General features: G+C 42.9%; 24 protein-coding genes. 22 read left to right on the top strand and 2 right to left on the bottom strand.

All coding sequences use genetic code 11. The features are described from left to right. Window positions 1–201: 201 nt before the first annotated feature. The 7 genes from ACXYSL_RS01715 to ACXYSL_RS01685 all read left to right on the top strand — a co-directional run bounded on the left by ACXYSL_RS01715 (window position 202) and on the right by ACXYSL_RS01685 (window position 6,093). Window positions 202–1,080, top strand: coding sequence for a phosphate ABC transporter substrate-binding protein PstS (locus ACXYSL_RS01715; protein WP_458623796.1), 879 nt, complete (start codon window positions 202–204; stop codon window positions 1,078–1,080). Next, on the top strand, window positions 1,080–1,997 hold the full coding sequence (gene pstC, locus ACXYSL_RS01710) for a phosphate ABC transporter permease subunit PstC (RefSeq protein ID WP_001070950.1): 918 nt from the start codon (window positions 1,080–1,082) through the stop codon (window positions 1,995–1,997). The genes ACXYSL_RS01715 and pstC overlap by 1 nt, the downstream gene beginning before the upstream one ends. Continuing rightward, window positions 1,987–2,871, top strand: coding sequence for a phosphate ABC transporter permease PstA (gene pstA / locus ACXYSL_RS01705; RefSeq protein WP_458623795.1), 885 nt, complete (start codon window positions 1,987–1,989; stop codon window positions 2,869–2,871). The genes pstC and pstA overlap by 11 nt, the downstream gene beginning before the upstream one ends. Window positions 2,872–2,881: 10 nt before the next feature. Continuing rightward, the gene (gene pstB, locus ACXYSL_RS01700; RefSeq protein WP_009730331.1) at window positions 2,882–3,685 is read left to right on the top strand and encodes a phosphate ABC transporter ATP-binding protein PstB; all 804 of its coding nucleotides are present in this window, start codon (window positions 2,882–2,884) and stop codon (window positions 3,683–3,685) included. A 12-nt stretch (window positions 3,686–3,697) separates the two neighbouring features. Then, entirely contained in the window at window positions 3,698–4,456 is a 759-nt protein-coding gene (pstB, locus tag ACXYSL_RS01695) for a phosphate ABC transporter ATP-binding protein PstB (protein WP_000138671.1), read from the top strand. Between the two features lie 11 nt (window positions 4,457–4,467). Further along, window positions 4,468–5,121, top strand: coding sequence for a phosphate signaling complex protein PhoU (gene phoU / locus ACXYSL_RS01690; RefSeq protein WP_000946477.1), 654 nt, complete (start codon window positions 4,468–4,470; stop codon window positions 5,119–5,121). Between the two features lie 156 nt (window positions 5,122–5,277). Continuing rightward, on the top strand, window positions 5,278–6,093 hold the full coding sequence (locus ACXYSL_RS01685; protein WP_458623794.1) for an ABC transporter substrate-binding protein: 816 nt from the start codon (window positions 5,278–5,280) through the stop codon (window positions 6,091–6,093). Between the two features lie 19 nt (window positions 6,094–6,112). Here the strand turns inward: ACXYSL_RS01685 and ACXYSL_RS01680 are convergent, their stop codons facing one another. After that, on the bottom strand, window positions 6,113–7,384 hold the full coding sequence (locus ACXYSL_RS01680) for an aminotransferase-like domain-containing protein (protein WP_458623793.1): 1,272 nt from the start codon (window positions 7,382–7,384) through the stop codon (window positions 6,113–6,115). 145 nt (window positions 7,385–7,529) lie between these two features. On the opposite strand from ACXYSL_RS01680, the gene budA reads away from it, so the two are divergent. The 10 genes from budA to alaS all read left to right on the top strand — a co-directional run bounded on the left by budA (window position 7,530) and on the right by alaS (window position 17,897). Continuing rightward, entirely contained in the window at window positions 7,530–8,261 is a 732-nt protein-coding gene (budA, locus tag ACXYSL_RS01675; protein WP_000375408.1) for an acetolactate decarboxylase, read from the top strand. Window positions 8,262–8,270: 9 nt separating this feature from the next. After that, on the top strand, window positions 8,271–9,023 hold the full coding sequence (locus tag ACXYSL_RS01670; RefSeq protein ID WP_458623792.1) for a YhfC family intramembrane metalloprotease: 753 nt from the start codon (window positions 8,271–8,273) through the stop codon (window positions 9,021–9,023). Between the two features lie 109 nt (window positions 9,024–9,132). Continuing rightward, window positions 9,133–10,038, top strand: a complete 906-nt coding sequence (gene murB / locus ACXYSL_RS01665) for a UDP-N-acetylmuramate dehydrogenase (protein WP_458623791.1) — start codon at window positions 9,133–9,135, stop codon at window positions 10,036–10,038. Window positions 10,039–10,197: 159 nt separating this feature from the next. After that, window positions 10,198–11,355, top strand: a complete 1,158-nt coding sequence (locus ACXYSL_RS01660; protein ID WP_000742898.1) for an ABC transporter ATP-binding protein — start codon at window positions 10,198–10,200, stop codon at window positions 11,353–11,355. Beyond that, complete coding sequence (locus ACXYSL_RS01655) at window positions 11,336–12,142, top strand: ABC transporter permease (protein WP_458623790.1); 807 nt, start codon at window positions 11,336–11,338, stop codon at window positions 12,140–12,142. Before ACXYSL_RS01660 ends, ACXYSL_RS01655 begins: the two co-directional genes overlap by 20 nt. Next, complete coding sequence (locus tag ACXYSL_RS01650; protein ID WP_458623789.1) at window positions 12,139–12,912, top strand: ABC transporter permease; 774 nt, start codon at window positions 12,139–12,141, stop codon at window positions 12,910–12,912. Before ACXYSL_RS01655 ends, ACXYSL_RS01650 begins: the two co-directional genes overlap by 4 nt. After that, the gene (locus ACXYSL_RS01645) at window positions 12,909–13,979 is read left to right on the top strand and encodes an ABC transporter substrate-binding protein (protein WP_458623788.1); all 1,071 of its coding nucleotides are present in this window, start codon (window positions 12,909–12,911) and stop codon (window positions 13,977–13,979) included. The genes ACXYSL_RS01650 and ACXYSL_RS01645 overlap by 4 nt, the downstream gene beginning before the upstream one ends. Window positions 13,980–14,163: 184 nt before the next feature. After that, window positions 14,164–14,529, top strand: a complete 366-nt coding sequence (locus ACXYSL_RS01640) for a DUF3021 family protein (RefSeq protein ID WP_458623787.1) — start codon at window positions 14,164–14,166, stop codon at window positions 14,527–14,529. A 242-nt stretch (window positions 14,530–14,771) separates the two neighbouring features. After that, entirely contained in the window at window positions 14,772–15,257 is a 486-nt protein-coding gene (locus ACXYSL_RS01635) for an LURP-one-related/scramblase family protein (RefSeq protein WP_458623786.1), read from the top strand. 21 nt (window positions 15,258–15,278) lie between these two features. Continuing rightward, a complete protein-coding gene (gene alaS, locus ACXYSL_RS01630) occupies window positions 15,279–17,897 on the top strand; it encodes an alanine--tRNA ligase (protein WP_458623785.1) in 2,619 nt (872 codons plus the stop codon). A gap of 87 nt (window positions 17,898–17,984) precedes the next feature. Here the strand turns inward: alaS and ACXYSL_RS01625 are convergent, their stop codons facing one another. After that, on the bottom strand, window positions 17,985–19,433 hold the full coding sequence (locus ACXYSL_RS01625) for an alpha-amylase (protein ID WP_458623784.1): 1,449 nt from the start codon (window positions 19,431–19,433) through the stop codon (window positions 17,985–17,987). Between the two features lie 271 nt (window positions 19,434–19,704). On the opposite strand from ACXYSL_RS01625, the gene ACXYSL_RS01620 reads away from it, so the two are divergent. The 5 genes from ACXYSL_RS01620 to aroC are packed head-to-tail and all read left to right on the top strand — an operon-like array spanning window position 19,705 to window position 24,648. Continuing rightward, the gene (locus ACXYSL_RS01620; protein ID WP_458623783.1) at window positions 19,705–20,868 is read left to right on the top strand and encodes a class I SAM-dependent rRNA methyltransferase; all 1,164 of its coding nucleotides are present in this window, start codon (window positions 19,705–19,707) and stop codon (window positions 20,866–20,868) included. After that, complete coding sequence (aroD, locus tag ACXYSL_RS01615) at window positions 20,865–21,542, top strand: type I 3-dehydroquinate dehydratase (protein WP_084939127.1); 678 nt, start codon at window positions 20,865–20,867, stop codon at window positions 21,540–21,542. The genes ACXYSL_RS01620 and aroD overlap by 4 nt, the downstream gene beginning before the upstream one ends. Beyond that, window positions 21,532–22,386, top strand: a complete 855-nt coding sequence (locus tag ACXYSL_RS01610) for a shikimate dehydrogenase (RefSeq protein ID WP_458623782.1) — start codon at window positions 21,532–21,534, stop codon at window positions 22,384–22,386. Before aroD ends, ACXYSL_RS01610 begins: the two co-directional genes overlap by 11 nt. A gap of 18 nt (window positions 22,387–22,404) precedes the next feature. Further along, the gene (gene aroB, locus ACXYSL_RS01605) at window positions 22,405–23,472 is read left to right on the top strand and encodes a 3-dehydroquinate synthase (protein WP_458623781.1); all 1,068 of its coding nucleotides are present in this window, start codon (window positions 22,405–22,407) and stop codon (window positions 23,470–23,472) included. A 9-nt stretch (window positions 23,473–23,481) separates the two neighbouring features. Continuing rightward, entirely contained in the window at window positions 23,482–24,648 is a 1,167-nt protein-coding gene (gene aroC, locus ACXYSL_RS01600) for a chorismate synthase (protein ID WP_458623780.1), read from the top strand. Window positions 24,649–24,657: the final 9 nt, after the last annotated feature.

Here is a 24,657-nt window from a genome sequence, read left to right as displayed (position 1 = left end):
AGTCAAAGAGCCTACTCTATGTTATAGTGGAGTTATGAGTTTTTTCTGATAGTCTTTTATTATTACTTATATTATACGATGGAATTGTCCGCCCCTAAGAATGTTTAAAAAATAAAGCGGGACAATCATTGATGATAATTGGATGATCAGGACAAACGGAAGAAATCAGAACATTCATCATTATGTTCAAGGAGAAAAACAGTGAAAAAAAGAAAAAAGCTCGTCATGTCTCTTGCAGCTCTTTTGATGGCAGGTTCTCTAGCAGGATGTGCTAGCTGGATTGATCGTGGAGAATCCATGACAGCTGTTGGTTCAACAGCTCTTCAACCTCTTGTCGAAGCAGCAGCAGATGAATTTGGTTCTAGAAACATCGGAAAAACAGTCAATGTTCAAGGTGGTGGATCGGGTACAGGACTATCTCAAGTCCAGTCTGGAGCAGTAGACATCGGGAACTCTGACGTCTTTGCAGAGGAAAAAGATGGAATCGATGCTTTATCACTAGTGGACCACAAGGTTGCAGTGGCTGGTCTTGCAGTGATTGTAAATAAGGAAGTGACTGTCGAAAATCTCACAACCGAGCAACTTCGCAAAATCTTTACAGGTGAAGTGACCAACTGGAAAGAAGTTGGAGGCAAGGACCTAGCAATTTCAATCATCAACCGAGCAGCAAGTTCTGGTTCACGAGCGACGTTTGATACGGTGGTTATGAATGGCCAATCGGCAATGCAGAGCCAAGAGCAGGATTCTAACGGGATGGTCAAGTCGATTGTATCCCAAACACCTGGAGCCATTTCTTATCTAGCCTTTGCCTATGTAGATGACTCCGTGAAAAGCATGAAACTGAATGGGTATGAACCTACATCTGAGAATGTAACGACCAACAACTGGCCTTTGTGGTCTTATGAACATATGTACACACTTGGTCAGCCAAATGAGTTAGCTGCTGAATTCCTGAATTTCGTCCTCTCAGATGAAGCCCAAAATGGAATTGTTAAAGGGATGGGCTATATTTCCATCAATGAAATGAAAGTCCAAAAGGATGCTTCAGGTACCGTTACAGCAGTAGAAGGAGGTCAATAATGAATCAAGAAGAATTATCGAAAAAATTACTCTCTCCTTCAAAGAACTCTCGCCTTGAGAAGTTTGGTAAAGGTTTGACCTTCACTTGCCTTTCTTTGATTGTCATCATTGTAGCGATGATTTTGATTTTTGTAGCCCAAAAAGGTTTGTCGACCTTCTTTGTCAATGGGGTTAATATCTTTGATTTCCTCTTTGGCCAAACTTGGAATCCTTCAGGGAAACAATTTGGTGCCCTTCCGATGATTTTGGGTTCCTTTATTGTGACGATTTTATCTGCCCTCATCGCAACTCCCTTTGCTATTGGAGCAGCAGTTTTTATGACAGAAGTATCACCAAAGGGTGCAAAAATCTTGCAACCAGCCATTGAACTTCTCGTCGGTATTCCTTCAGTCGTCTATGGATTTATCGGTTTGCAAGTTGTGGTGCCTTTTGTTCGTAGCATCTTTGGTGGAACTGGTTTTGGAATCTTGTCAGGGATTTTCGTTCTTTTTGTCATGATTCTACCAACTGTAACCTTTATGACAACAGACAGCTTGCGTGCTGTTCCTCGTCATTACCGTGAAGCTAGTTTGGCTATGGGAGCCACTCGTTGGCAAACTATCTGGCGTGTGACCTTGAAAGCAGCACGTTCAGGTATTTTCACTGCAGTGGTCTTTGGGATGGCGCGTGCCTTCGGTGAAGCTCTTGCTATTCAGATGGTTGTCGGAAACTCAGCAGTTATCCCAACCTCGTTAACAACACCAGCTGCGACTTTGACTTCTGTTTTGACTATGGGTATTGGAAATACCGTCATGGGAACGGTTGATAATAACGTTCTCTGGTCACTGGCCTTAGTCTTGCTCTTGATGAGTTTGGCCTTTAACAGTGTGATTAAGTTGATTACGAAAGAAAGAGGAAAGAAAAACTATGCACGCTAAGAAATTAGATAAACTTGCAACAGCTGTCCTCTATACCATCGCTGGTATCATCGTTGCCATCTTGGCATCCTTGATTCTCTATATCTTGGTGAGAGGGTTACCGCACATCTCTTGGTCTTTCTTGATTGGAAAATCATCCTCTTATCAAGCAGGTGGGGGTATCGGGATTCAGCTCTACAATTCCTTCTTCCTTTTAGTCATTACCTTGATTATCTCTGTACCTTTGTCTATGGGGGCTGGGATTTACCTAGCTGAATATGCAAAAAAGGGTCCTGTGACAAATTTTGTCAGAACCTGTATTGAGATTTTGTCTTCTCTACCATCAGTCGTTGTGGGTCTCTTTGGTTACTTGATTTTTGTAGTCCAGTTTGAGTATGGATTTTCAATCATTTCAGGTGCCTTGGCCTTGACGGTCTTTAACCTCCCTCAGATGACTCGAAATGTTGAAGACAGTTTAAAACACGTTCACCATACACAACGTGAGGCTGGCTTAGCTCTTGGAATTTCTCGTTGGGAGACTGTAGTTCATGTCGTCATTCCAGAAGCTCTTCCAGGCATCGTAACGGGTGTTGTCTTGGCCTCTGGCCGTATCTTTGGTGAGGCCGCCGCTCTTATCTATACGGCAGGACAATCCGCTCCAGCCCTTGACTGGTCTAACTGGAATATCCTCAGTGTTACCAGCCCCATCTCAATCTTCCGTCAAGCAGAAACCTTGGCTGTCCACATTTGGAAGGTCAACAGTGAAGGAACCATTCCTGATGCTACCATTGTATCTGCTGGTTCTGCCGCTGTGCTCCTCATCTTTATCTTGATTTTTAACTTTGGAGCACGCAAACTCGGAAGCTATCTACACAAGAAATTAACCGCTGCCTAAAGGAGAAGCCATGTCAAAATATAACTGGGATGAAAAGCATATCATCACCTTCCCTGAAGAAAAAGTGGCCCTCTCTACCAAGGATTTACATGTTTACTACGGTAAAAATGAATCCATCAAGGGCATCGATATGCAATTTGAAAGAAATAAAATAACGGCCTTGATTGGTCCTTCCGGATCTGGGAAATCTACCTACCTTCGCAGTCTCAATCGGATGAATGATACCATTGATATTGCCAAGGTCACAGGTCAAATCCTCTACCAAGGGATTGACGTCAACCGTCCAGAAATCAATGTCTATGAGATGCGCAAGCATATCGGAATGGTCTTCCAACGTCCAAATCCATTTGCCAAGTCTATTTACCGCAACATCACTTTTGCTCATGAACGTGCAGGAGTCAAGGATAAGAAAGTCTTGGATGAAATTGTCGAAACCTCTCTCCGACAGGCTGCCCTTTGGGATCAGGTCAAAGATGACCTCCACAAATCAGCCTTGATGCTCTCTGGTGGACAGCAACAACGTCTCTGTATTGCTCGCGCCATCTCTGTCAAGCCAGACATCCTCTTGATGGATGAGCCAGCGTCAGCCTTGGATCCGATTGCGACAGCCCAGCTGGAAGAAACCATGTTGGAGTTGAAGAAGGACTTTACCATCATTATCGTGACCCACAGTATGCAGCAGGCAGCGCGTGCAAGTGACTACACAGGATTTTTCTACTTGGGCGATTTGATCGAGTATGATAAGACATCCAATATTTTCCAAAATGCAAAGTTACAGTCAACCAATGACTATGTAACGGGACACTTTGGTTAGAAAGGAAGCAGTATGACAGAACCGATTTTGCAGGTTAAAGACCTGTCCGTTTATTACAATAAAAAGAAGGCTTTGAATAGTGTTTCCCTTTCTTTCCAACCTAAGGAAATAACAGCCTTGATTGGTCCTTCTGGATCAGGAAAGTCCACCCTGCTCAAAGCCATCAACCGCATGGGCGATCTAAATCCTGAGGTGACAACAACTGGAACAGTGATTTATAATGGCCACAATATCTACAGTCCACGTACCGATACGGTTGAATTGCGTAAGGAAATCGGTATGGTCTTTCAACAGCCCAATCCTTTCCCTATGTCTATCTATGAAAATGTTGTCTACGGCCTACGTATCAATGGAGTCAGGGATAAACATGTTTTGGATGAAGCGGTGGAAAAGGCCTTGCAACGCGCTTCTATTTGGGATGAGGTCAAAGATCGCTTGCATGATTCAGCCATTGGTCTCTCAGGTGGACAACAACAACGTGTTTGTGTTGCTCGTGTCTTAGCAACCAGTCCCAAGATTATTCTCTTGGATGAACCAACTTCAGCTTTGGATCCTATCTCGGCTGGTAAGATTGAGGAAACCTTGTATGGTCTGAAAGATAAATACACCATGCTCTTGGTAACGCGTTCGATGCAACAGGCCTCTCGTATCTCTGATAAAACAGGATTTTTCCTAGATGGAGATTTGATCGAGTTTAACGATACTAAGAAAATGTTCCTAGACCCACAAAACAAGGAAACAGAAGATTATATTACAGGAAAATTTGGATAAGGAGTTGAATGATGTTACGATCTCAATTTGAAGAAGATTTGGAGAAATTGCACAACCAGTTCTATGCCATGGGACAAGAAGTGCTCTCACAAATCAATCGTACAGTGCGTGCCTTTGTCACACATGACCGTGATTTGGCAAAAGAAGTTATTGAGGAAGATGCAGAAGTAAATGGATATGAAGTGAAACTTGAAAAGAAATCATTTGAAATGATCGCGCTTCAACAACCTGTTTCTCAAGACCTCCGTACTGTATTGACCGTTCTCAAGGCAGTATCGGACCTGGAACGTATGGGAGACCATGCGGTGTCAATCGCAAAAGCAACTATTCGTATGAAGGGGGAACAACGCATCCCTGCCGTTGAGGAAGAAATCAAAAAAATGGGGCGCGATGTGAAAAACTTCGTTGAATCTGCTCTCGAACTTTACCTGAATGGTTCTGTGGATCAAGCCTATGAAGTAGCGGCTATGGACGAAAAAATCAACCATTACTTTGATAGTATTCGTGATCTTACTACAGAGGAGATTAGGAAACATCCTGAAGCCATCGTTACAGGCCGTGATTACTTCCAGGTGATTTCCTTCTTGGAACGTATCGGAGACTACGCTAAAAATATCTGTGAATGGGTTGTTTACTTTGAAACAGGGAAGATTGTCGAACTATAAGAAATGGTTTAAATATACAGAATAAAAGGCTGATTGTGATAAATCAGTCTTCTTTTTATGAAAGGAATTATTTTACATTCAAAATCTCTAAAAGGGTTGACAACTATTTTTAAAAGAGTTATAATTATTCAGAAATAACAGAAAGGTCGTTTATTTATGAAATTTAAGAAATGGATATTAGTTGTGTGTAGCATGCTGACCAGCATGGTTTTGGTAGCTTGCCAGTCAGGAACGGATAATTCCCAGTCAGCTGTGGACGCTATTAAACAAAAAGGGAAGCTAGTTGTTGCGACCAGCCCAGACTATGCACCATTTGAATTCCAATCCTTGGTAGATGGTAAAAACCAAGTGGTTGGGGCAGATATTGATATGGCTCAAGCGATTGCGGATGAGCTTGGAGTTAAACTTGAAATCTCTAGCATGAGTTTTGACAATGTCCTGACCAGCCTTCAAACTGGAAAGGCTGACTTAGCCATTGCAGGAATTAGTGCTACAGATGAGAGAAAGGAAGTCTTTGACTTTTCAATTCCTTACTATGAAAACAAGATGAGTTTCTTGGTTAGAAAAGCCGATTTAGACAAGTACAAGGATCTTTCAAGCCTTGCAAGTGCGAATATCGCAGCTCAAAAGGGAACTGTGCCAGAAACCATGGTCAAGGAACAATTGCCAAATGCTCAACTGACTTCTTTGACCAATATGGGGGAAGCAGTTAATGAATTGCAGGCTGGAAAAGTGGATGCTGTTCATATGGATGAACCAGTTGCTCTTAGCTACGCAGGTAAAAACTCAGATCTTGCCGTTGCAACTGTTAATTTGACAATGAAAGATGGCGAAGCCAATGCCGTTGCTATTAAGAAGAATCAATCAGACTTGAAAGCAGTAGTCGATAAGGTTATCCAAAAACTAAAAGATGACGGAACCTATCAAAGCTATCTTGAAAAAGCAGCGAAACTAACAGAAGTTGAACAATAAGAAAAAGCAGAGTGGGACTTTAATCCAATTCTGCTTTTATGTATTCTAATAACTCTTCTAGATTTTCAAGAGTGACTTTGGCGAACTGATAAGGACAGGCGTCCAAATAAGCCTTCTCAAAAAAGTCTAGTTTGAGTGAGCTGTGTTTTAAACTGGTGATTTTAGGATAGTCTCTCAAATCAAGCAAAAGACCATCATGTAGAGGATAGTGGGGCAAGGGACAGGTGTTTTCTTCAAGCACTTTCTTTATCTGAGTCTGATAGTTCTCTTGAAGGGTCAGTCTGGCCAGTCGATTTTTTTCAAATAGCTGGCTATCGATGTAAAGAGAGAGAGCCTTTTGCATGATGAGATTGCTGTCATAGTCTAGGATATTTTTGTAGGAAACAAAGGCCTTTTTTAGGGCATTTGGGAGAATGAGAGCTGTGATACGAAGGGCTGGAAAGAGGCTGGTTGAGAAGGACTTGATATAAATGACCCGATCCTCAGTGTCCAGATAGTGGAAGGTCTGCCCTTTTTTAGGGTCTAAATCTCCTAGATAGTCATCCTCTACTATGTAAACACCATACTGGTTTACTAGATCTAGAATAGCCCTTTTTTCCTGATCAGAATAGGAATGGCCAAGAGGATAGTGGAAGCGAGGAATAGTGTAGAAAAACTTGATTTTCCCAGATTTGAACTGTTCTTCCAGTTCTTCAAGGTCAATGCCATCGATTCGGCGTTCAATGGTCCTGTAGGTCAATCCCTGAGCGACCAAGAGGCGGTTCATTCGGTGATAGGTCGGTTGTTCGACCAAAATCTCCTCTCCCTCGCTCGGAAAGTCAATCTGAGAAAGGATAAAGAGAGCTTGCTGGGTACCGGATGTTAGAACCAGTTGGTCGGGTTTGCAGTAGAGGGCTTGGTTGAAAAGAAGTTGATGGACAGATTGTCTCAGTTCCTCAAGACCTTCTTGGTTGTCATAGTAGTTGAAGAGGTAGTTTTCTCTTCCAATCAGTGTTTCATTGACGCAGAGTCTGAAATCGTCATAAGCACTGGCATGTTCATCAGTGACTTCGATTTCCAAGTCCTGATGCTGCCCCTGTTCCAGAACATAATAGCCACTTTGGGGTTTGGCATAGAGGTATTGTTCATGGCGTAATTCTAGCAGGGCTCGTTGGACAGTGTCCTTGCTACAGTGGAAGTCTTGGCTCAGTTGACGGATAGAGGGAAGCCGGCTACCTGTTGGGAATTTTCCCGATTCGATACCCTTTTTGAGAAAGGAAACGACTGCTTGGTATTTACTTTCTTTCTTCATTCCAGACCTCCCTTGATTTTGTTACATTGTACCTTTTTTTTGCTTCCTTTGCAATGGGAAAAGTATTTCTCCCTTTCACAACTAGGAGCAAATGTGGTATACTTAGAAAGTATGATGATTCATTGAATAAAAGATAAGAAAGAGAATGGATAGAAAAGTGCAGGAACCGGTTAAATTATTTCAATACAATACTCTAGGTGCCCTAATGGCTGGTCTCTATGGTGGAACCATGACAGTAGGAGAATTGCTGGAACATGGTAACCTCGGTTTGGGAACCCTTGATTCGATTGATGGGGAGTTGATTGTCCTTGATGGCAAGGCTTATCAAGCCAAAGGATCTGGTCAAACGCCTGAAATCGTTGAGGTGGCAACGGATGCTCTTATTCCCTATGCAGCAGTGGTTCCTCATCAGGCAGAAGTCATTTTCCGCCAGCGCTTTGAGATGACAGATAAGGAATTGGAAAAACGAATTGAGTCCTACTATGATGGAGAAAATCTTTTTCGTTCCATCAAGATTCATGGTGAATTTTCACAAATGCATGTGCGGATGATTCCTAAATCCACACCTGATACCAAGTTTGCTGATGTTGCGACTCACCAACCTGAATATAGCCGTGAAAATGTATCGGGAACCATTGTTGGATTTTGGACACCGGAGATGTTCCATGGAGTGAGTGTTGCAGGCTATCATTTGCATTTTATCTCTGATGATTTGACCTTTGGTGGGCATGTGATGGACTTTGTTATCAAAGAAGGAATGATCGAGGTTGGAGCAGTCGACCAGTTGGACCAACGTTTTCCAGTCCAAGATCGCCAGTATTTATTTGCCAAATTTAACGTTGATGAGATGAAGAAAGATATTGATAAGTCAGAATAGGAGAAAAAGATGACAGTACATATTATCCTCACCATGATCGCTTTAGTTCTCATTCTAGTAGGTGGAACTTGGTATGCCAAAAAACGGTTTAAAATCTCTCTTGCAGTGATGGGCTTGGGGGCAATCGCATTTTTCGTTTCTTCTCAAGTGTTAGAGAAGATGGTTCACCTTCTGGTACTCCATCCGCAAAAAGATGGAACCATTCCGCTCATGCAGGAGCAACCTTTCTTATATGTCCTTTATGGAATCGCCATGGCTGCCCTCTTTGAGGAAACGGCTCGTCTTGTCTTTTTTAAATGGTTGGAGAAAAAGAGAAAGTTGGAAGATCGAGATGCTTGGGCTTATGGTTTGGGACATGGGGGCTTGGAGATGCTCTATCTCGGAATGGGAAGTTTGATTAGCCTTTTGATCCTCTTTTCACTAGTACAGTCATCAAATACTGATGCGGCGAATCTTCTTACAAAGAGTACATTAGAAACAGTTCAGTCTCTATCAGCATGGCAGATCTATCTACTAGGAGTTGAGCGTGTCCTTGCTCTGGTTCTCCAAATGAGCCTCACTGTCTGGGTCTATCAAAGTGTCCGTCAAAAGAAATGGATTTATCTCGTTGCTGCCTATGGCTTGCATGCTTTGTTTGACTTAGCTCCAGCTCTATCTCAAGTGGGATGGATTACAAATCCGCTTCTAGTTGAGTTCATTCTTTTCGCAGAACTTATAGCTCTTGTCTGGCTGACAAAATCTACATTTTGGAAAAAATCATAAAAAGAGGGGTGACCTCTTTTTTTACGTGAAGATTGGATACAGAAATTTCCAGTCGTCAAAAATCTTTAAAAATGGTATAATGAAATCACTTTACAAAAGGATGAGAGATATGACATTAGTAACTAGAATACAAGAACAATTAGAAGGAATTGATATTCGTTTTAAGGAACCATTGAAGCTCTATACCTACACTAAGGTAGGGGGACGAGCGGATTATCTGGTTTTGCCGCGGAATCGCTATGAGATGGCGCGTGTCGTTCAATTTGCCAATCAAGAGAGTATTCCTTGGATGGTGCTAGGGAATGCCAGCAATATCATCGTTCGTGACGGTGGAATTCGTGGATTTGTCATCTTGTGTGACAAGCTTAATAACGTTTCAGTTGATGGCTACACCATTGAAGCGGAAGCTGGGGCCAACTTGATTGAAACGACACGTATTGCCCTTCGTCATAGTTTGACTGGTTTCGAGTTTGCCTGTGGCATTCCAGGGAGCGTCGGTGGAGCAGTCTTTATGAATGCGGGTGCCTATGGAGGAGAGATTGCCCATATCTTGCAGTCTTGTCAAATTTTGACCAAGGAAGGGGAAATCGAGACCTTATCTGCCAAGGAATTGGCTTTTGGTTACCGTCATTCAGCTGTTCAAGATTCTGGAGCTATTGTTTTGTCAGCTAAATTTGCCCTAGCTCCAGGAAATCATCAGGTTATCAAGCAGGAAATGGATCGCTTGACTCACCTTCGTAAACTCAAACAGCCTTTAGAGTACCCATCTTGTGGCTCAGTCTTTAAGCGTCCAGTGGGGCATTTTGCAGGTCAGTTGATTTCAGAGGCTGGTTTGAAAGGCTATCGTATCGGTGGTGTTGAAGTATCTGAAAAGCACGCTGGTTTCATGATCAATGTTGCTGACGGAACAGCGAAAGACTACGAGGACTTGATCCAATCTGTTATCGAAAAAGTCAAGGAACACTCAGGTGTCACTCTTGAAAGAGAAGTCCGAATCTTGGGTGAGAAGGAATAAGGTTGGGGTAGAAAAGTTGCTGCTATAACCATTGTAAAGGGGGTGAAAGCCTATCGTGAGTGAAGATGTATGTAGGCAGTTTAATCTCCTACACGAGGTAGTAGCGGCCTGACAGAGCCATGATCTGTTAATTTATGAAAAAGAAGGAATTTATGACAATTGAAAAAACCAATTATTGAATTCAAAAACGTCTCTAAAGTTTTTGAAGACAGCAACACCAAGGTTCTCAAAGATATTAACTTTGAGTTGGAAGAAGGGAAATTTTACACTCTTTTGGGCGCATCTGGTTCAGGAAAGTCAACCATCCTAAACATTATTGCAGGTTTACTGGATGCGACGACAGGGGATATTTTACTGGATGGGGTGCGGATCAACGACATCCCAACCAACAAGCGAGATGTCCATACAGTCTTCCAATCCTATGCCTTGTTTCCACATATGAATGTGTTTGAAAATGTTGCTTTTCCGCTCCGCTTGCGTAAAATCGACAAGAAAGAAATTGAGCAACGTGTAGCAGAAGTTCTCAAGATGGTTCAGTTGGAAGGTTATGAAAAACGTTCCATCCGTAAACTCTCTGGAGGACAACGTCAGCGTGTAGCCATTGCCCGTGCCATCATTAACCAACCCCGTTTGGTCTTGTTGGATGAGCCCTTGTCAGCGCTGGACTTGAAATTGCGAACAGACATGCAGTATGAACTGCGTGAATTGCAACAACGATTGGGGATTACCTTTGTCTTTGTCACTCACGATCAGGAAGAAGCCCTTGCTATGAGTGACTGGATTTTTGTTATGAATGATGGTGAGATTGTTCAGTCTGGAACGCCTGTGGACATCTACGATGAGCCAATCAACCACTTTGTTGCCACCTTTATCGGTGAGTCAAATATCTTGCCAGGAACCATGATTGAGGACTACTTGGTTGAGTTTAACGGCAAACGCTTTGAAGCGGTTGATGGTGGGATGAAGCCAAATGAGCCTGTCGAGGTTGTCATTCGTCCAGAGGACTTGCGCATTACCCTTCCTGAAGAAGGCAAGCTCCAAGTTAAGGTTGATACCCAGCTTTTCCGTGGGGTTCATTACGAGATTATTGCCTATGACGAGCTCGGAAATGAATGGATGATCCACTCGACTCGTAAGGCCATTGTGGGTGAGGAAATCGGTCTGGACTTTGAACCAGAAGACATCCACATCATGCGTCTCAATGAAACTGAAGAAGAGTTCGATGCTCGTATCGAAGAATACGTAGAAATCGAAGAGCAAGAAGCAGGTCTGATTAACGCGATCGAGGAGGAAAGAGATGAAGAAAACAACCTCTAAACTCTTTGTAGTGCCCTACATGCTTTGGATTGCCCTTTTTGTTCTTGCACCCTTGGTCTTGATTTTCGGCCAATCCTTTTTCAACATTGAAGGGCAGTTTAGTTTAGAAAACTATAAATCTTACTTTGCGTCACAAAACTTGACCTACCTTAAAATGAGCTTCAACTCTGTGCTCTATGCAGGGATTGTGACTATGGTGACGCTTCTCATCAGCTACCCAACAGCCCTCTTTTTGACTCGTCTCAAGCACCGTCAACTCTGGCTCATGCTGATTATCCTGCCAACATGGATTAACCTGCTCCTTAAGGCTTATGCCTTTATTGGGATTTTTGGTCAAAATGGCTCTATTAACCAATTCTTGGAATTTATCGGAATCGGTTCGCAGCAGTTGCTCTTTACGGATTTCTCCTTTATTTTTGTCGCAAGCTACATCGAGCTTCCATTTATGATTTTGCCGATTTTCAATGTCTTGGATGATATGGATAACAATCTTATCAATGCCAGCTATGACCTCGGTGCGACCAAGTGGGAAACCTTCCGTCATGTTATCTTCCCTTTATCGATGAACGGTGTGAGAAGTGGTGTCCAATCAGTCTTTATCCCTAGTTTGAGTCTCTTCATGCTGACACGTTTGATTGGTGGGAACCGTGTTATCACGCTGGGAACGGCTATTGAGCAGAACTTCCTTACAAATGACAACTATGGAATGGGTTCTACCATCGGTGTGATCCTCATCCTGACCATGTTTTTCACTATGTGGGTGACCAAGGAAAGGAGAGAACGATGAAAAAATTTGCCAACCTTTATCTGGGACTGGTCTTTCTTGTCCTCTACCTGCCGATTTTTTACCTGATTGGCTATGCCTTTAATGCTGGTGATGATATGAACAGCTTTACTGGTTTTAGCTTGAGCCATTTTCAAACCATGTTTGGTGATGGTCGTCTCATGTTGATCCTCACCCAAACCTTTTTCTTGGCCTTTCTATCTGCCTTGATTGCGACCGTTATTGGAACTTTTGGAGCCATCTACATCTACCAGTCTCGTAAGAAATACCAAGAAGCCTTTCTATCGCTCAATAATATCCTCATGGTTGCGCCAGACGTTATGATTGGTGCCAGCTTCTTGATTCTTTTTACCCAGCTTAAGTTTTCACTTGGATTTTTGACGGTTCTATCTAGTCACGTGGCCTTCTCCATCCCAATCGTGGTCTTGATGGTCTTGCCTCGTCTCAAGGAAATGAATGATGATATGATTCACGCGGCTTATGACCTTGGTGCCAGCCAATTTCAAATGTTCAAAGAAATCATGCTTCCGTACCTGACACCGTCTATCATTGCAGGTTATTTCATGGCCTTTACCTACTCGCTGGATGACTTTGCCGTGACCTTCTTTGTAACGGGAAATGGCTTTTCGACCCTATCAGTCGAGATTTACTCTCGTGCTCGTAAGGGAATTTCGCTAGAAATCAATGCACTCTCTGCCCTTGTCTTTCTCTTTAGTATTATCCTAGTTGTTGGCTATTACTTTATCTCACGTGAGAAGGAGGAGCAAGCATGAAAAAACTCTATTCATTTTTAGCAGGAATTGTAGCGATTATCCTAGTTTTGTGGGGGATTGCCCACCATCTAGACAGTAAAATCAACAGTCGAGATAGTCAAAAACTGGTTATCTACAACTGGGGGGATTATATCGATCCAGAACTTTTGGAGCAATTTACGGAAGAAACAGGTATCCAAGTCCAGTATGAGACCTTTGACTCCAACGAAGCCATGTATACCAAGATTAAGCAAGGGGGAACAACCTATGATATTGCCATCCCAAGTGAATACATGATTAACAAGATGAAGGACGAAGACCTCTTGATACCACTCGATTATTCAAAAATTGAAGGAATCGAAAATATCGGACCTGAGTTCCTCAACCAGTCTTTTGACCCGGGCAATAAATTCTCAATTCCTTACTTCTGGGGAACCTTGGGAATTGTCTATAATGAAAACATGGTAGAGGAGGCGCCTGAACATTGGGACGATCTCTGGAAGCCAGAGTACAAGGATTCCATCATGCTCTTTGATGGAGCGCGTGAGGTGTTGGGACTCGGGCTTAACTCGCTTGGTTACAGTCTTAACTCAAAGGATTCACAGCAGTTGGAAGAGACAGTAGACAAGCTCTACAAACTGACTCCAAATATCAAGGCCATTGTGGCTGACGAGATGAAGGGGTACATGATCCAGAACAATGCTGCCATCGGTGTGACCTTCTCTGGGGAAGCCAGCCAGATGTTGGAGAAAAATCCTAATCTCAAGTATGTCGTTCCGACTGAGGCCAGCAATCTCTGGTTTGATAACATGGTCATTCCAAAAACCGTTAAAAACCAAGATGCCGCCTATGCCTTTATCAACTTTATGCTAAAACCCGAAAATGCTCTGAAAAATGCAGAATATGTCGGCTATGCAACACCAAATAACACAGCCAAGGAATTGCTCCCAGAGGAGACCAAAGAAGACAAGTCCTTCTATCCAGACGCTGATACCATGAAAAACCTAGAAGTTTATGAGAAATTTGACCATAAATGGACAGGCAAATATAGCGATCTCTTCCTACAGTTTAAAATGTACCGGAAGTAGGAGATTATCTACTATCGGAAATAATTTCAATCAGACAAAAATAAAACCTAGCCATAGAAAATTAACCATTTTATGGCTAGGTTATTTATTAAAATAGATCATGAATTAGTAGAAAAATATACTTAATTATGCTATAATTTCGATAGAGTTAAAGGCATTTTAGCTTATGATTGAGGTAGTAGTTATGATTAAAAAAGCTATTTTTAGAGGAATTATTCCTTTTGTCATTATGACCAGTTTAGCAATTTTTATAAGACTTCAAGGGATTGATATTTTTCAGGTTAAAAGTACATTTTTGGTTGGTATTATTGCTACCTCGATAGCATCAGCCTCGGTAATTTATGAAATTGAAAAATGGTCGCTATTTAAACAATCTATTATACATTTTATCATTATGCTTTTTACTGTTCTTCCCTGTCTTCTATTTAGTGGATGGTATAAGTTGGTCTCAATTTTGGATTATCTCATTGTTTTAGGTCAATTCTTATTGGTTGGAAGTTTCTTGTGGGCTATCGCCTATATAATATTTGGGAAACTTCTAAAGAAATGAGTTGGGCATCAACCTTGACGAACTCCTCCAAAAACGATATAATAAGAAAGTTGAGAATTGATTTTCAGTTGTCTTAGTCCAGAGAAATGGCGGTGCTGCGAGCCATCTAAGCTAGAAAATCATGCTACTCAATCAGACAATTGCATAAGAATAAGAGAATGACAAGTTCATTGAATGAAGGTGGTACCGCGGTTTTTCGCCCTTCGTGATATGGACTTGTCTTTTGATTTTTGGAGGTGTTTATGAAGACATTTCTCGTGAAACAAAAGTTTCGTCTTGGGGGCGAACGCTTCGATATCAAGGATGATAGAGGAGTAGTGAACTATCAGGTGGAGGGCTCTTTCTTCCAAATTCCTAAGACCTTTACCATCTATGACGCCTATGGTGAGCAAGTCAGTGAGATTAGTAAAGAATTTTTCACCTTGCTTCCTCGCTTTAACATTCAGCTACGAAACGGTTCAAATTTCGTTATTCGTAAGAAGTTGACCTTCTTTCGAGATAAGTATGAGTTTGATGATCTGGGGCTTCGTATCGAGGGCAATATCTGGGATTTGAATTTCAAATTGCTGGATGACCGAGATCAACTTGTCGCCGAGATTAGGAAAGAGATTTTCCATTTGACCTCAACTTATACTGTAACTGTTCTCGAAGACTCTTATGCAGATCTGGTCATTTCCCTCTGTGTCGCAATTGACTATGTGGAGATGCTAGAAAGCCAATCAAATTAAACAAGTAAATAAGGAGATATTATGAAACAACTATCTAGTGCTCAAGTTCGCCAAATGTGGCTTGATTTCTGGGCAAGCAAAGGCCACTCTGTAGAACCATCAGTCAGCTTGGTTCCAGTAAATGACCCAACACTTTTGTGGATCAACTCTGGGGTAGCAACTCTTAAGAAATACTTTGACGGAACCATCATTCCTGAAAATCCGCGTATTACCAATGCGCAAAAAGCTATCCGTACCAACGACATCGAAAACGTTGGTAAGACTGCGCGTCACCATACCATGTTTGAAATGTTGGGGAACTTCTCTATCGGTGATTATTTCCGTGATGAAGCCATCACTTGGGCTTATGAGCTTTTGACAAGTCCTGAATGGTTTGATTTCCCAGCTGAAAAACTTTATATGACCTATTATCCTGAAGATAAAGATTCTTACAACCGTTGGATTGAAGTAGGAGTGGATCCAAGCCACTTGATTCCAATTGAGGACAACTTCTGGGAAATCGGTGCGGGACCTTCTGGACCTGATACTGAGATCTTCTTTGACCGTGGAGAAGCCTTTGACCCAGAAAATATCGGTATTCGCCTTCTAGCAGAAGATATCGAAAACGACCGTTATATCGAAATCTGGAATATCGTTTTGTCACAATTTAACGCGGATCCTGCTGTTCCTCGTAGCGAATACAAGGAATTGCCACACAAGAACATTGATACGGGCGCTGGTTTGGAGCGTTTGGTGGCGGTTATCCAAGGAGCTAAGACAAACTTTGAAACTGACCTCTTCATGCCGATCATCCGTGAAGTTGAGAAATTGTCTGGTAAGGTCTACGACCAAGATGGCGACAACATGAGCTTTAAGGTTATCGCTGACCACATCCGTTCCCTTTCATTTGCCATCGGGGATGGTGCCCTTCCAGGAAATGAAGGTCGTGGTTATGTCCTTCGTCGTCTTCTCCGTCGTGCGTCTATGCATGGTCAAAAATTGGGCATCAACGAGCCTTTCCTTTACAAACTCGTTCCAACTGTTGGTAAAATCATGGAAAGCTACTACCCAGAAGTGCTTGAAAAACGTGACTTTATCGAAAAAATCATCAAGAGCGAAGAAGAGTCATTTGCCCGTACCCTTCATTCAGGTCAACACTTTGCAGAAACCATTGTAGCTGATTTGAAAGAAAAAGGTCAAAACGTTATCGCTGGGCAAGATGTCTTCAAACTCTACGACACTTACGGCTTCCCAGTAGAATTGACAGAAGAAATTGCTGAAGAAGCTGGTATGACGGTAGACCGTGAAGGTTTTGAAGCAGCCATGAAAGAACAGCAAGAACGTGCGCGTGCCTCAGCTGTTAAAGGCGGCTCAATGGGAATGCAAAATGAAACCCTCCAAAACATTACAGTGGAAAGTGTCTTCAACTACAACGCTAGTCAATTGCCTTCTAAGTTGGTGGCTATCGTAGCGGATAATGCAGAAGTAGAAGCTGTTTCAGAAGGAACTGCCTCTCTTATCTTTGCAGAGACTCCGTTCTACGCTGAAATGGGTGGACAGGTAGCTGACCATGGTCAAATCTTGGATGCTACAGGAAACCTTGTTGCTACTGTAACAGATGTTCAAAAAGCGCCAAACGGACAAGCTCTTCATACAGTTGAAGTTCTTGCACCGCTTGCTTTGAACCAAGAATACACCTTGGCCATCGATACCAATCGTCGTCACCGTGTCATGAAAAACCACACTGCAACTCACTTGCTCCATGCAGCCCTTCACAATATCCTTGGAAACCATGCGACACAAGCAGGATCCCTTAACGAAGTCGAATTCCTTCGCTTTGACTTCACACACTTCCAAGCAGTAACTCCTGAAGAATTGCGCGCCATTGAACAACAGGTCAATGAGAAAATCTGGGAAGCAATTGCAGTAGAAACTGTTGAGACAGATATTGACACTGCTAAAGAAATGGGAGCTATGGCCCTCTTTGGTGAGAAGTATGGTAAGGAAGTTCGTGTTGTTACGATTGGTGACTACTCAGTGGAACTTTGTGGTGGTACCCACGTAGGTAATACTTCTGAAATTGGTCTCTTCAAGATTGTCAAAGAAGAAGGGATTGGATCAGGAACTCGCCGTATCTTGGCAGTGACTGGTAAGGAAGCTTTTGAAGCCTACCGCGAACAAGAAGACGCTCTGAAAGCCGTCGCAGCAAACTTGAAAGCCCCTCAACTCAAGGAAGTACCTCATAAGATTGAAGGACTTCAAGAACAACTTCGTCAGCTCCAAAAAGAAAATGCTGAGTTGAAAGAAAAAGCAGCAGCAGCAGCCGCAGGTGATGTCTTCAAGAATGTTCAAGAAGCAAACGGACACCGTTACATTGCAAGCCAAGTTTCTGTATCAGACGCAGGTGCTCTTCGTACATTTGCGGATAACTGGAAACAAAAAGACTACTCTGACGTCCTTGTTCTAGTTGCAGCTATTGGTGACAAGGTTAACCTTCTCGTAGCCAGCAAGACAAAAGACATCCATGCAGGTAACTTAGTTAAAGAATTGGCTCCAATCGTTGATGGACGTGGTGGTGGTAAACCAGACATGGCCATGGCAGGAGGAAGCAACCAAGCGAAAATCCAAGAACTCTTGGATGCAGTAGCAGGTAAATTGTAAGACGATAAAGATCTATCCATTTGGGTAGGTCTTTTTGTGCATACAAAAAAGCCAAATCCGGTTGGATTTGACTTGTAACTGATAGGTTTATTTTGCCGCCCAGACACTGACTGAACCCGCTGCTACTGGAAAATCTCCATAACCGTCAGCATCAATTGTGACTAGGTCTTGGTGATTTCCAAGTAAATCTACAAAGGTTTGGTTAGCCCATTCTTGACCAACAAACATAGACTTGCTGTTTTCTTGGTCATTTGAGATAAGGACAGCGATTGGGGATTGATGTTCAGCACCTGAACGAACCCACCCGATGCAGTTGGCATCGTCAAAGTAGTCTGTTTGCTCTCCATAGGCCAAGTCTTTTCGGATGGCTAGGAGACGGTCAAGAACTTCTTTGAAATCTTCTTGAGCATATTGCCCTGAAATGCCGTAATAGTCTCCATAAAAGACACATGGAAGGCCTTGCTCACGAAGAAGAATGAGCGCATAGGCTGCTGGCTTGAACCATTCTTGGACGGTTGATTCAAGTGCCTGTCCTCGTTGAGTATCATGGTTGTCAACGAAAGTGACAGCCTTGTCAGCCTTGACTTCAACCAAGCTATCAGTAAAGATAGTACGAAGGTCGTAGCTTGCTCCAGCCTGACTGGCTTCAAAGAAATTTTGGTGGAGACGCACATCGACAAGGTCAAAGCGCTCCTCAATTTTTTCAAGATAGTCCAGATTGGCTTCTTTGTCTGGATTCCAAAATTCACCAAAAACATAGAAATCTTCACCGTATTTTTCCTTCATATCACGGATAAAATTGCCCATAAAGAAGGAGTCAATGTGTTTAACGGCATCCAAGCGGAAACCAGCAACTCCAGTCGTTTCAATGAACCAGTCAGCCCAGTCATAGATGTTTTGGATGACTTCAGGGTGCTTAAAGTCCAGGTCAGCGTACATGAGATAGTCGTAGTTGCCGTTTTCGTTATCGACCAATTCCTCGTTTGCCCAACCTTTATTGTCTCCTTGGATTAGGTAAATACCAGACTTACGGCGCTTGGCATCGTAGTCTGTACCTGTAAAGTGGTACCAGTGCCATTCAAAGTCATTATAGGTTTTCTGACGTCCATCAAAAGTGAAGTGGGTCCATCCGTTGATAGTAAAGGGCTCACTTAGTTGAACTGTACGGTCCTCGGGATCGACTTCGATAACTTGAAAGGCTTCTAATTTATCTGCTGCAGCCTTGTGATTGAGCACCACATCAGCCATTGGTTGGATTCCGTGCTCCTTGAGAGTCTGAATCGTTTGGAGATAATCTTCCTTAAATCCATATTTGGTACGAACAGTCCCTTTTTGGTGAAATTCACCTAGGTCAAATAGGTCATATACCCCGTAACCCACATCTTTTTCATTTGTAGCCTTGAAGGCTGGTGGCATCCATACGTGGCTAATTCCCAAATGGGCTAGGTGCTCTGCATCATTTGTCAGTCGCGTCCAGTGTTGGCCGTCGTGAGGCAGATACCACTCAAAGTATTGCATAAGTGTTTGATTTTGCATGATTTTTCCTCTTACTTGTCAATCTTGTTCTTTATTCTATCATAAAGTTTAACGCCAGGCAAACGTTTGCGCAACTTTCTATACCCATTTCTGAAATTGTCTATTTTTAAAGACGGCTATTTCCTTCCCATTGCTAGAGAAAGAATGTTTAGGAGAAAAAATAAATTGAGTAAACTTATTTTAACAAAAATGGCACTTAGTAAACTAAAGTAAAAATGGATAAGCGGTTTCTTTTTTGAGAATTATCATAAAATTTGCTATAATAGTAGCTATGAATGGAATTAGGGTCAGCAGACGTGTTGAAAAAAAGCTAGCTAAGGGTCTAGTTCTTTTGGAAGCAAGTGATTTAAGAGATATTGAACTGACGGATCAAGAAGTGGAAGTTCTTAGTCAAGGCGGAGAGTTTTTAGGGAGCGCCTATCTTTCCCAGCAGAACAAGGGAATTGGTTGGTTCATCAGCAAGGAAAAGGTTAGCTTTAGCCAAATCTTCTTTGAATCTCTGTTTCGTAAGGCCAAGGAAGCTAGAAAGCCTTATTATCAAGATGACTTGACTACTGCCTTTCGCCTTTTTAACCAAGAGGGGGATGGTTTTGGTGGTCTGACTGTTGATCTCTATGGAGATTATGCTGTCTTTTCTTGGTACAACTCCTATGTTTATCAGATTCGTGAGCTGATCATAAAGGCTTTTAAGGAAGTTTTTCCTGAGGTCTTGGGGGCTTATGAAAAGATTCGTTTTAAAGGTCTAGATTACGAGTCTGCCCATGTTTATGGTGAGGAAGCGCCAGACTATTTTACTGTTCTTGAGAATGGCGTGCTCTATCAAGTCTTTATGAATGATGGCTTGATGACAGGTATTTTTCTGGACCAACATGAGGTTCGTGGGAGTTTGGTGGATGGTCTAGCCATGGGTAAATCCTTGCTCAATATGTTTTCCTACACGGCTGCCTTTTCAGTTGCTGCAGCTATGGGAGGCGCGAATGAGACGACTTCTGTCGACTTGGCCAAACGGTCCAGAGAGTTGTCAGAGGCACATTTTCAGGCAAATGGACTCAGCACGGACAATCATCGTTTTATCGTCATGGATGTCTTTGAGTACTTTAAGTATGCCAAGCGAAAAGGCTTGACCTATGATGTGATTGTTCTTGATCCGCCAAGCTTTGCCCGCAATAAAAAACAAACTTTTTCTGTGGCGAAGGACTATCACAAGTTGATTTCCCAGAGCCTAGAGATTTTAAATCTGGGAGGCATTATCATTGCCAGTATCAATGCTGCCAATGTTTCCCGCCAGAAATTTACAGAACAAATTGATAAAGGTTTTGCAGGAAGAAGGTATCAGATTTTGAACCAATATGGCCTTCCAGCAGACTTTGCCTATAATAAAAAAGATGAAAGCAGTAATTACCTCAAGGTGATTAGCATGAAGGTAACTAAATGAAATTAGTCGTTTCAGTAATGCCAAGAAGTTTAGAAGAAGCGCAAGAACTGGATGCTACACGGTATGAAGATGCCGATATCATCGAGTGGCGTGCAGACTTCCTCGCCAAGGAAGCTATTTTACAGGTAGCACCTGCAATTTTTGAGAAATTCGCAGGTCGCGAACTGCTCTTTACCCTTCGCACGCGAGCTGAGGGAGGAGAAATCGAACTGTCTTCTGAAGAGTATGTTCAAATTATCAAGGAAGTCACTCAACTTTATCAACCAGACTATGTGGATTTTGAGTACTTCAGCTACAAGGATGTTTTTGAGGAAATGTTGGATTTTCCAAATCTCGTTTTGAGTTACCATAATTTCCAAGAGACACCTGAGAACATGATGGAGATCCTGTCTGAGTTGACCAGTCTTTCTCCTAAAGTTGTCAAGGTATCTGTCATGGCCCATACGGAGCAGGATGTTTTAGACCTGATGAACTACACACGTGGTTTTAAAACACTCAATCCTGAACAAGAGTACGTAACCATTTCCATGGGAAAAATGGGTAAGGTATCGCGTATCACTTCAGATGTGACGGGTTCAAGTTGGTCATTTGCTAGTCTAGATGCAGCGAGTGCCCCAGGTCAGATTTCTCTATCAAACATGAAAAAAATCAGGGAGATTTTGGATGAAGCTTGATGGCTACACACGTATGGCGGCTGTCGTTGCAAATCCCATTAAACACTCCATCTCCCCTTTCATCCACAATAGTGCCTTTGAGGCTACAGCTACCAATGGTGTCTATGTAGCTTTGGAAATTGAAGCGGGTGATTTGGCAGAAACAGTCGCTAATATTCGTCGTTACCAGATGTTTGGGATCAATCTCTCTATGCCGTACAAGGAGCAGGTGATTCCTTGTCTAGATGAGTTGAGTGATGAGGCTCGTTTGATTGGGGCGGTCAACACCGTTGTCAATGATAATGGCAATTTAATTGGATATAATACAGATGGCAAGGGATTCTTTAAGAGCTTGCCTTCTTTTACAATTTCAGGTAAAAAGATGACCATACTAGGAGCAGGTGGAGCAGCCAAGGCTATTTTGGCACAGGCTATTCTGGATGACGCCAGTCAGATTTCAGTCTTTGTTCGTTCAGCTTCTATGGAAAAAACAAGACCTTATCTAGACAAGTTACAGGAGCAAACCGGCTTTAAAGTGGACTTGTATGCTTTAGAAGATATTTCTGAACTGCAAGCAAGGATTGCCGAGTCGGACCTGCTCGTCAATGCCACTAGTGTGGGGATGGATGGCCAGTCGTCACCAGTTCCGACAAGTATAGTCTTACCTGAAGAACTCTTGGTGGCCGATATTATTTACCAACCCTTTAAAACGCCTTTTTTGAAATGGGCTAAAAGTCAGGGGAATTCAGCCGTCAATGGATTGGGAATGTTGCTCTATCAAGCCGCTGAAGCTTTTCAACTGTGGACAGGTAAAGAAATGCCGACTGAAGAGATTTGGCAGTCTTTAACAGAAAAATACCAATAATGAAAAGGAGAACCACCTATGAAAATCAGAATCGATATTCCGCATCATCCTTATGATATTCAGATTAAAAAAGGTTGTCTATCGCAAACAGGTCAATGGTTGCGAGAACTCTGGCAACCACAAAAAGTGGTTATCGTAACAGACAACCGCGTGGCCTCGCTCTACGCGGATAAGGTCAAGCTCAGCCTAGAAGATGCTGGTTTTCAGGTAGCTGTTTTTGACTTTTTAGAAGGTGAAGAAAGAAAGAATTTAACTACTGTTCAGAAAGTCTATGAATTTCTAGTCAAGCAAGGTCTGACTCGTAGCGATGGGATTGTGGCCCTTGGTGGTGGTGTCGTTGGGGATCTGGCTGGCTTTGTAGCTTCTACCTATATGCGTGGGATTCACTTTGTTCAGATTCCGACTAGTTTGACAGCCCAGGTAGATTCTTCTATCGGTGGTAAGACGGGTGTTAATACTCCGTTTGCTAAGAATATGGTGGGGACCTTTGCCCAACCAGACGGGGTTCTGATTGACCCGCTTGTCCTAGAAACGCTTGGAAAAAGAGAGCTGATTGAGGGAATGGGTGAGGTCATCAAGTATGGTTTGATTGAGGATCCGGAACTATGGGCTCTCTTGACGGAACTGGATGGTTCTGTAGAAAGCATTTTAGAACATGCAGAGACTTTGATTGAACATTCTTGTCAGGTGAAGCGCAAGATGGTAGTCGAGGATGAATTGGACAATGGTGTCCGCCTTTACCTCAATTTTGGGCACACCATTGGCCATGCCATTGAAGCGACTGCCGGTTATGGCAAGGTCATGCATGGAGAAGCTGTGGCCATGGGCATGGTTCAGATTTCCAAGGTTGCTGAGGAAAAAGGCCTCATGCCAGCTGGCATAACCCAGTCCATCACAGCTATGTGTCAGAAATTTGCTTTGCCTGTTGACTATGAAAACTGGGATGTTGACAAGCTTTATCAAGCTTTGACTCATGACAAGAAAGTGCGTGGCAACACCTTGAAATTAGTCTTGGTACCAGAGCTTGGTTCAGCGACCATTCACCCAGTTTCTCTGGAAGAGATGAAAGACTACTTGGTAAAATAAGGAGAACGTATGAGATATTTAACTGCAGGAGAATCACACGGCCCCCGTCTGACAACTATCATCGAGGGAATTCCAGCTGGACTTCCTTTGACAGCTGAGGATATCAATGACGACCTTAAACGCCGTCAGGGTGGCTATGGTCGTGGTGGTCGTATGAAGATTGAGAGCGACCAAGTTGTCTTTACATCGGGCGTTCGTCACGGGAAGACGACAGGGGCTCCCATTACCATGGATGTCATCAACAAAGACCACCAAAAATGGCTGGATATCATGTCTGCGGAGGACATTGAAGACCGCCTTAAAAGCAAACGAAAAATTACCCATCCTCGCCCAGGTCACGCCGACTTGGTAGGGGGAATCAAGTACCGTTTTGATGATTTACGAAATTCCTTGGAACGTTCATCAGCTCGAGAAACAACCATGCGAGTTGCAGTAGGAGCAGTAGCCAAACGTCTCTTAGCTGAACTGGATATGGAGATTGCAAACCATGTCGTTGTCTTTGGTGGCAAGGAAATCGATGTTCCAGAAAACTTAACAGTCGCAGAGATTAAGGAACGAGCTGCCCAGTCTGAAGTTTCTATTGTCAACCAAGAACGAGAACAAGAAATCAAGGACTATATTGACCAAATCAAGCGTGACGGTGATACCATCGGTGGGGTTGTGGAAACAGTTGTCGGAGGTGTTCCAGTCGGTCTCGGTTCCTATGTCCAATGGGACAGAAAATTAGATGCGCGATTGGCCCAAGCAGTTGTCTCTATCAATGCCTTTAAAGGGGTGGAATTTGGTCTTGGCTTTGAAGCTGGTTACCGCAAAGGTAGCCAAGTTATGGACGAAATTCTCTGGTCTAAAGAAGACGGCTATACTCGTCGTACCAATAATCTGGGCGGTTTTGAAGGTGGTATGACCAATGGGCAACCGATCGTTGTTCGTGGAGTCATGAAACCCATTCCCACTCTTTACAAACCACTTATGAGTGTGGATATCGAAACCCACGAACCTTACAAGGCAACCGTGGAGAGAAGTGATCCGACCGCCCTTCCAGCTGCAGGTGTGGTCATGGAAGCCGTTGTAGCAACGGTTCTGGCACAAGAAATCCTTGAAAAATTCTCATCAGATAATCTTGAAGAATTAAAAGAGGCAGTTGCCAAGCACCGAGACTATACAAAGAACTATTAAGGAGTCCTT

Source organism: Streptococcus sp. V913, assembly GCF_054353455.1.
The sequence above is the reverse complement of the archived record's forward strand: the minus strand, read 5'-3'. Positions and strand labels throughout refer to the sequence as shown.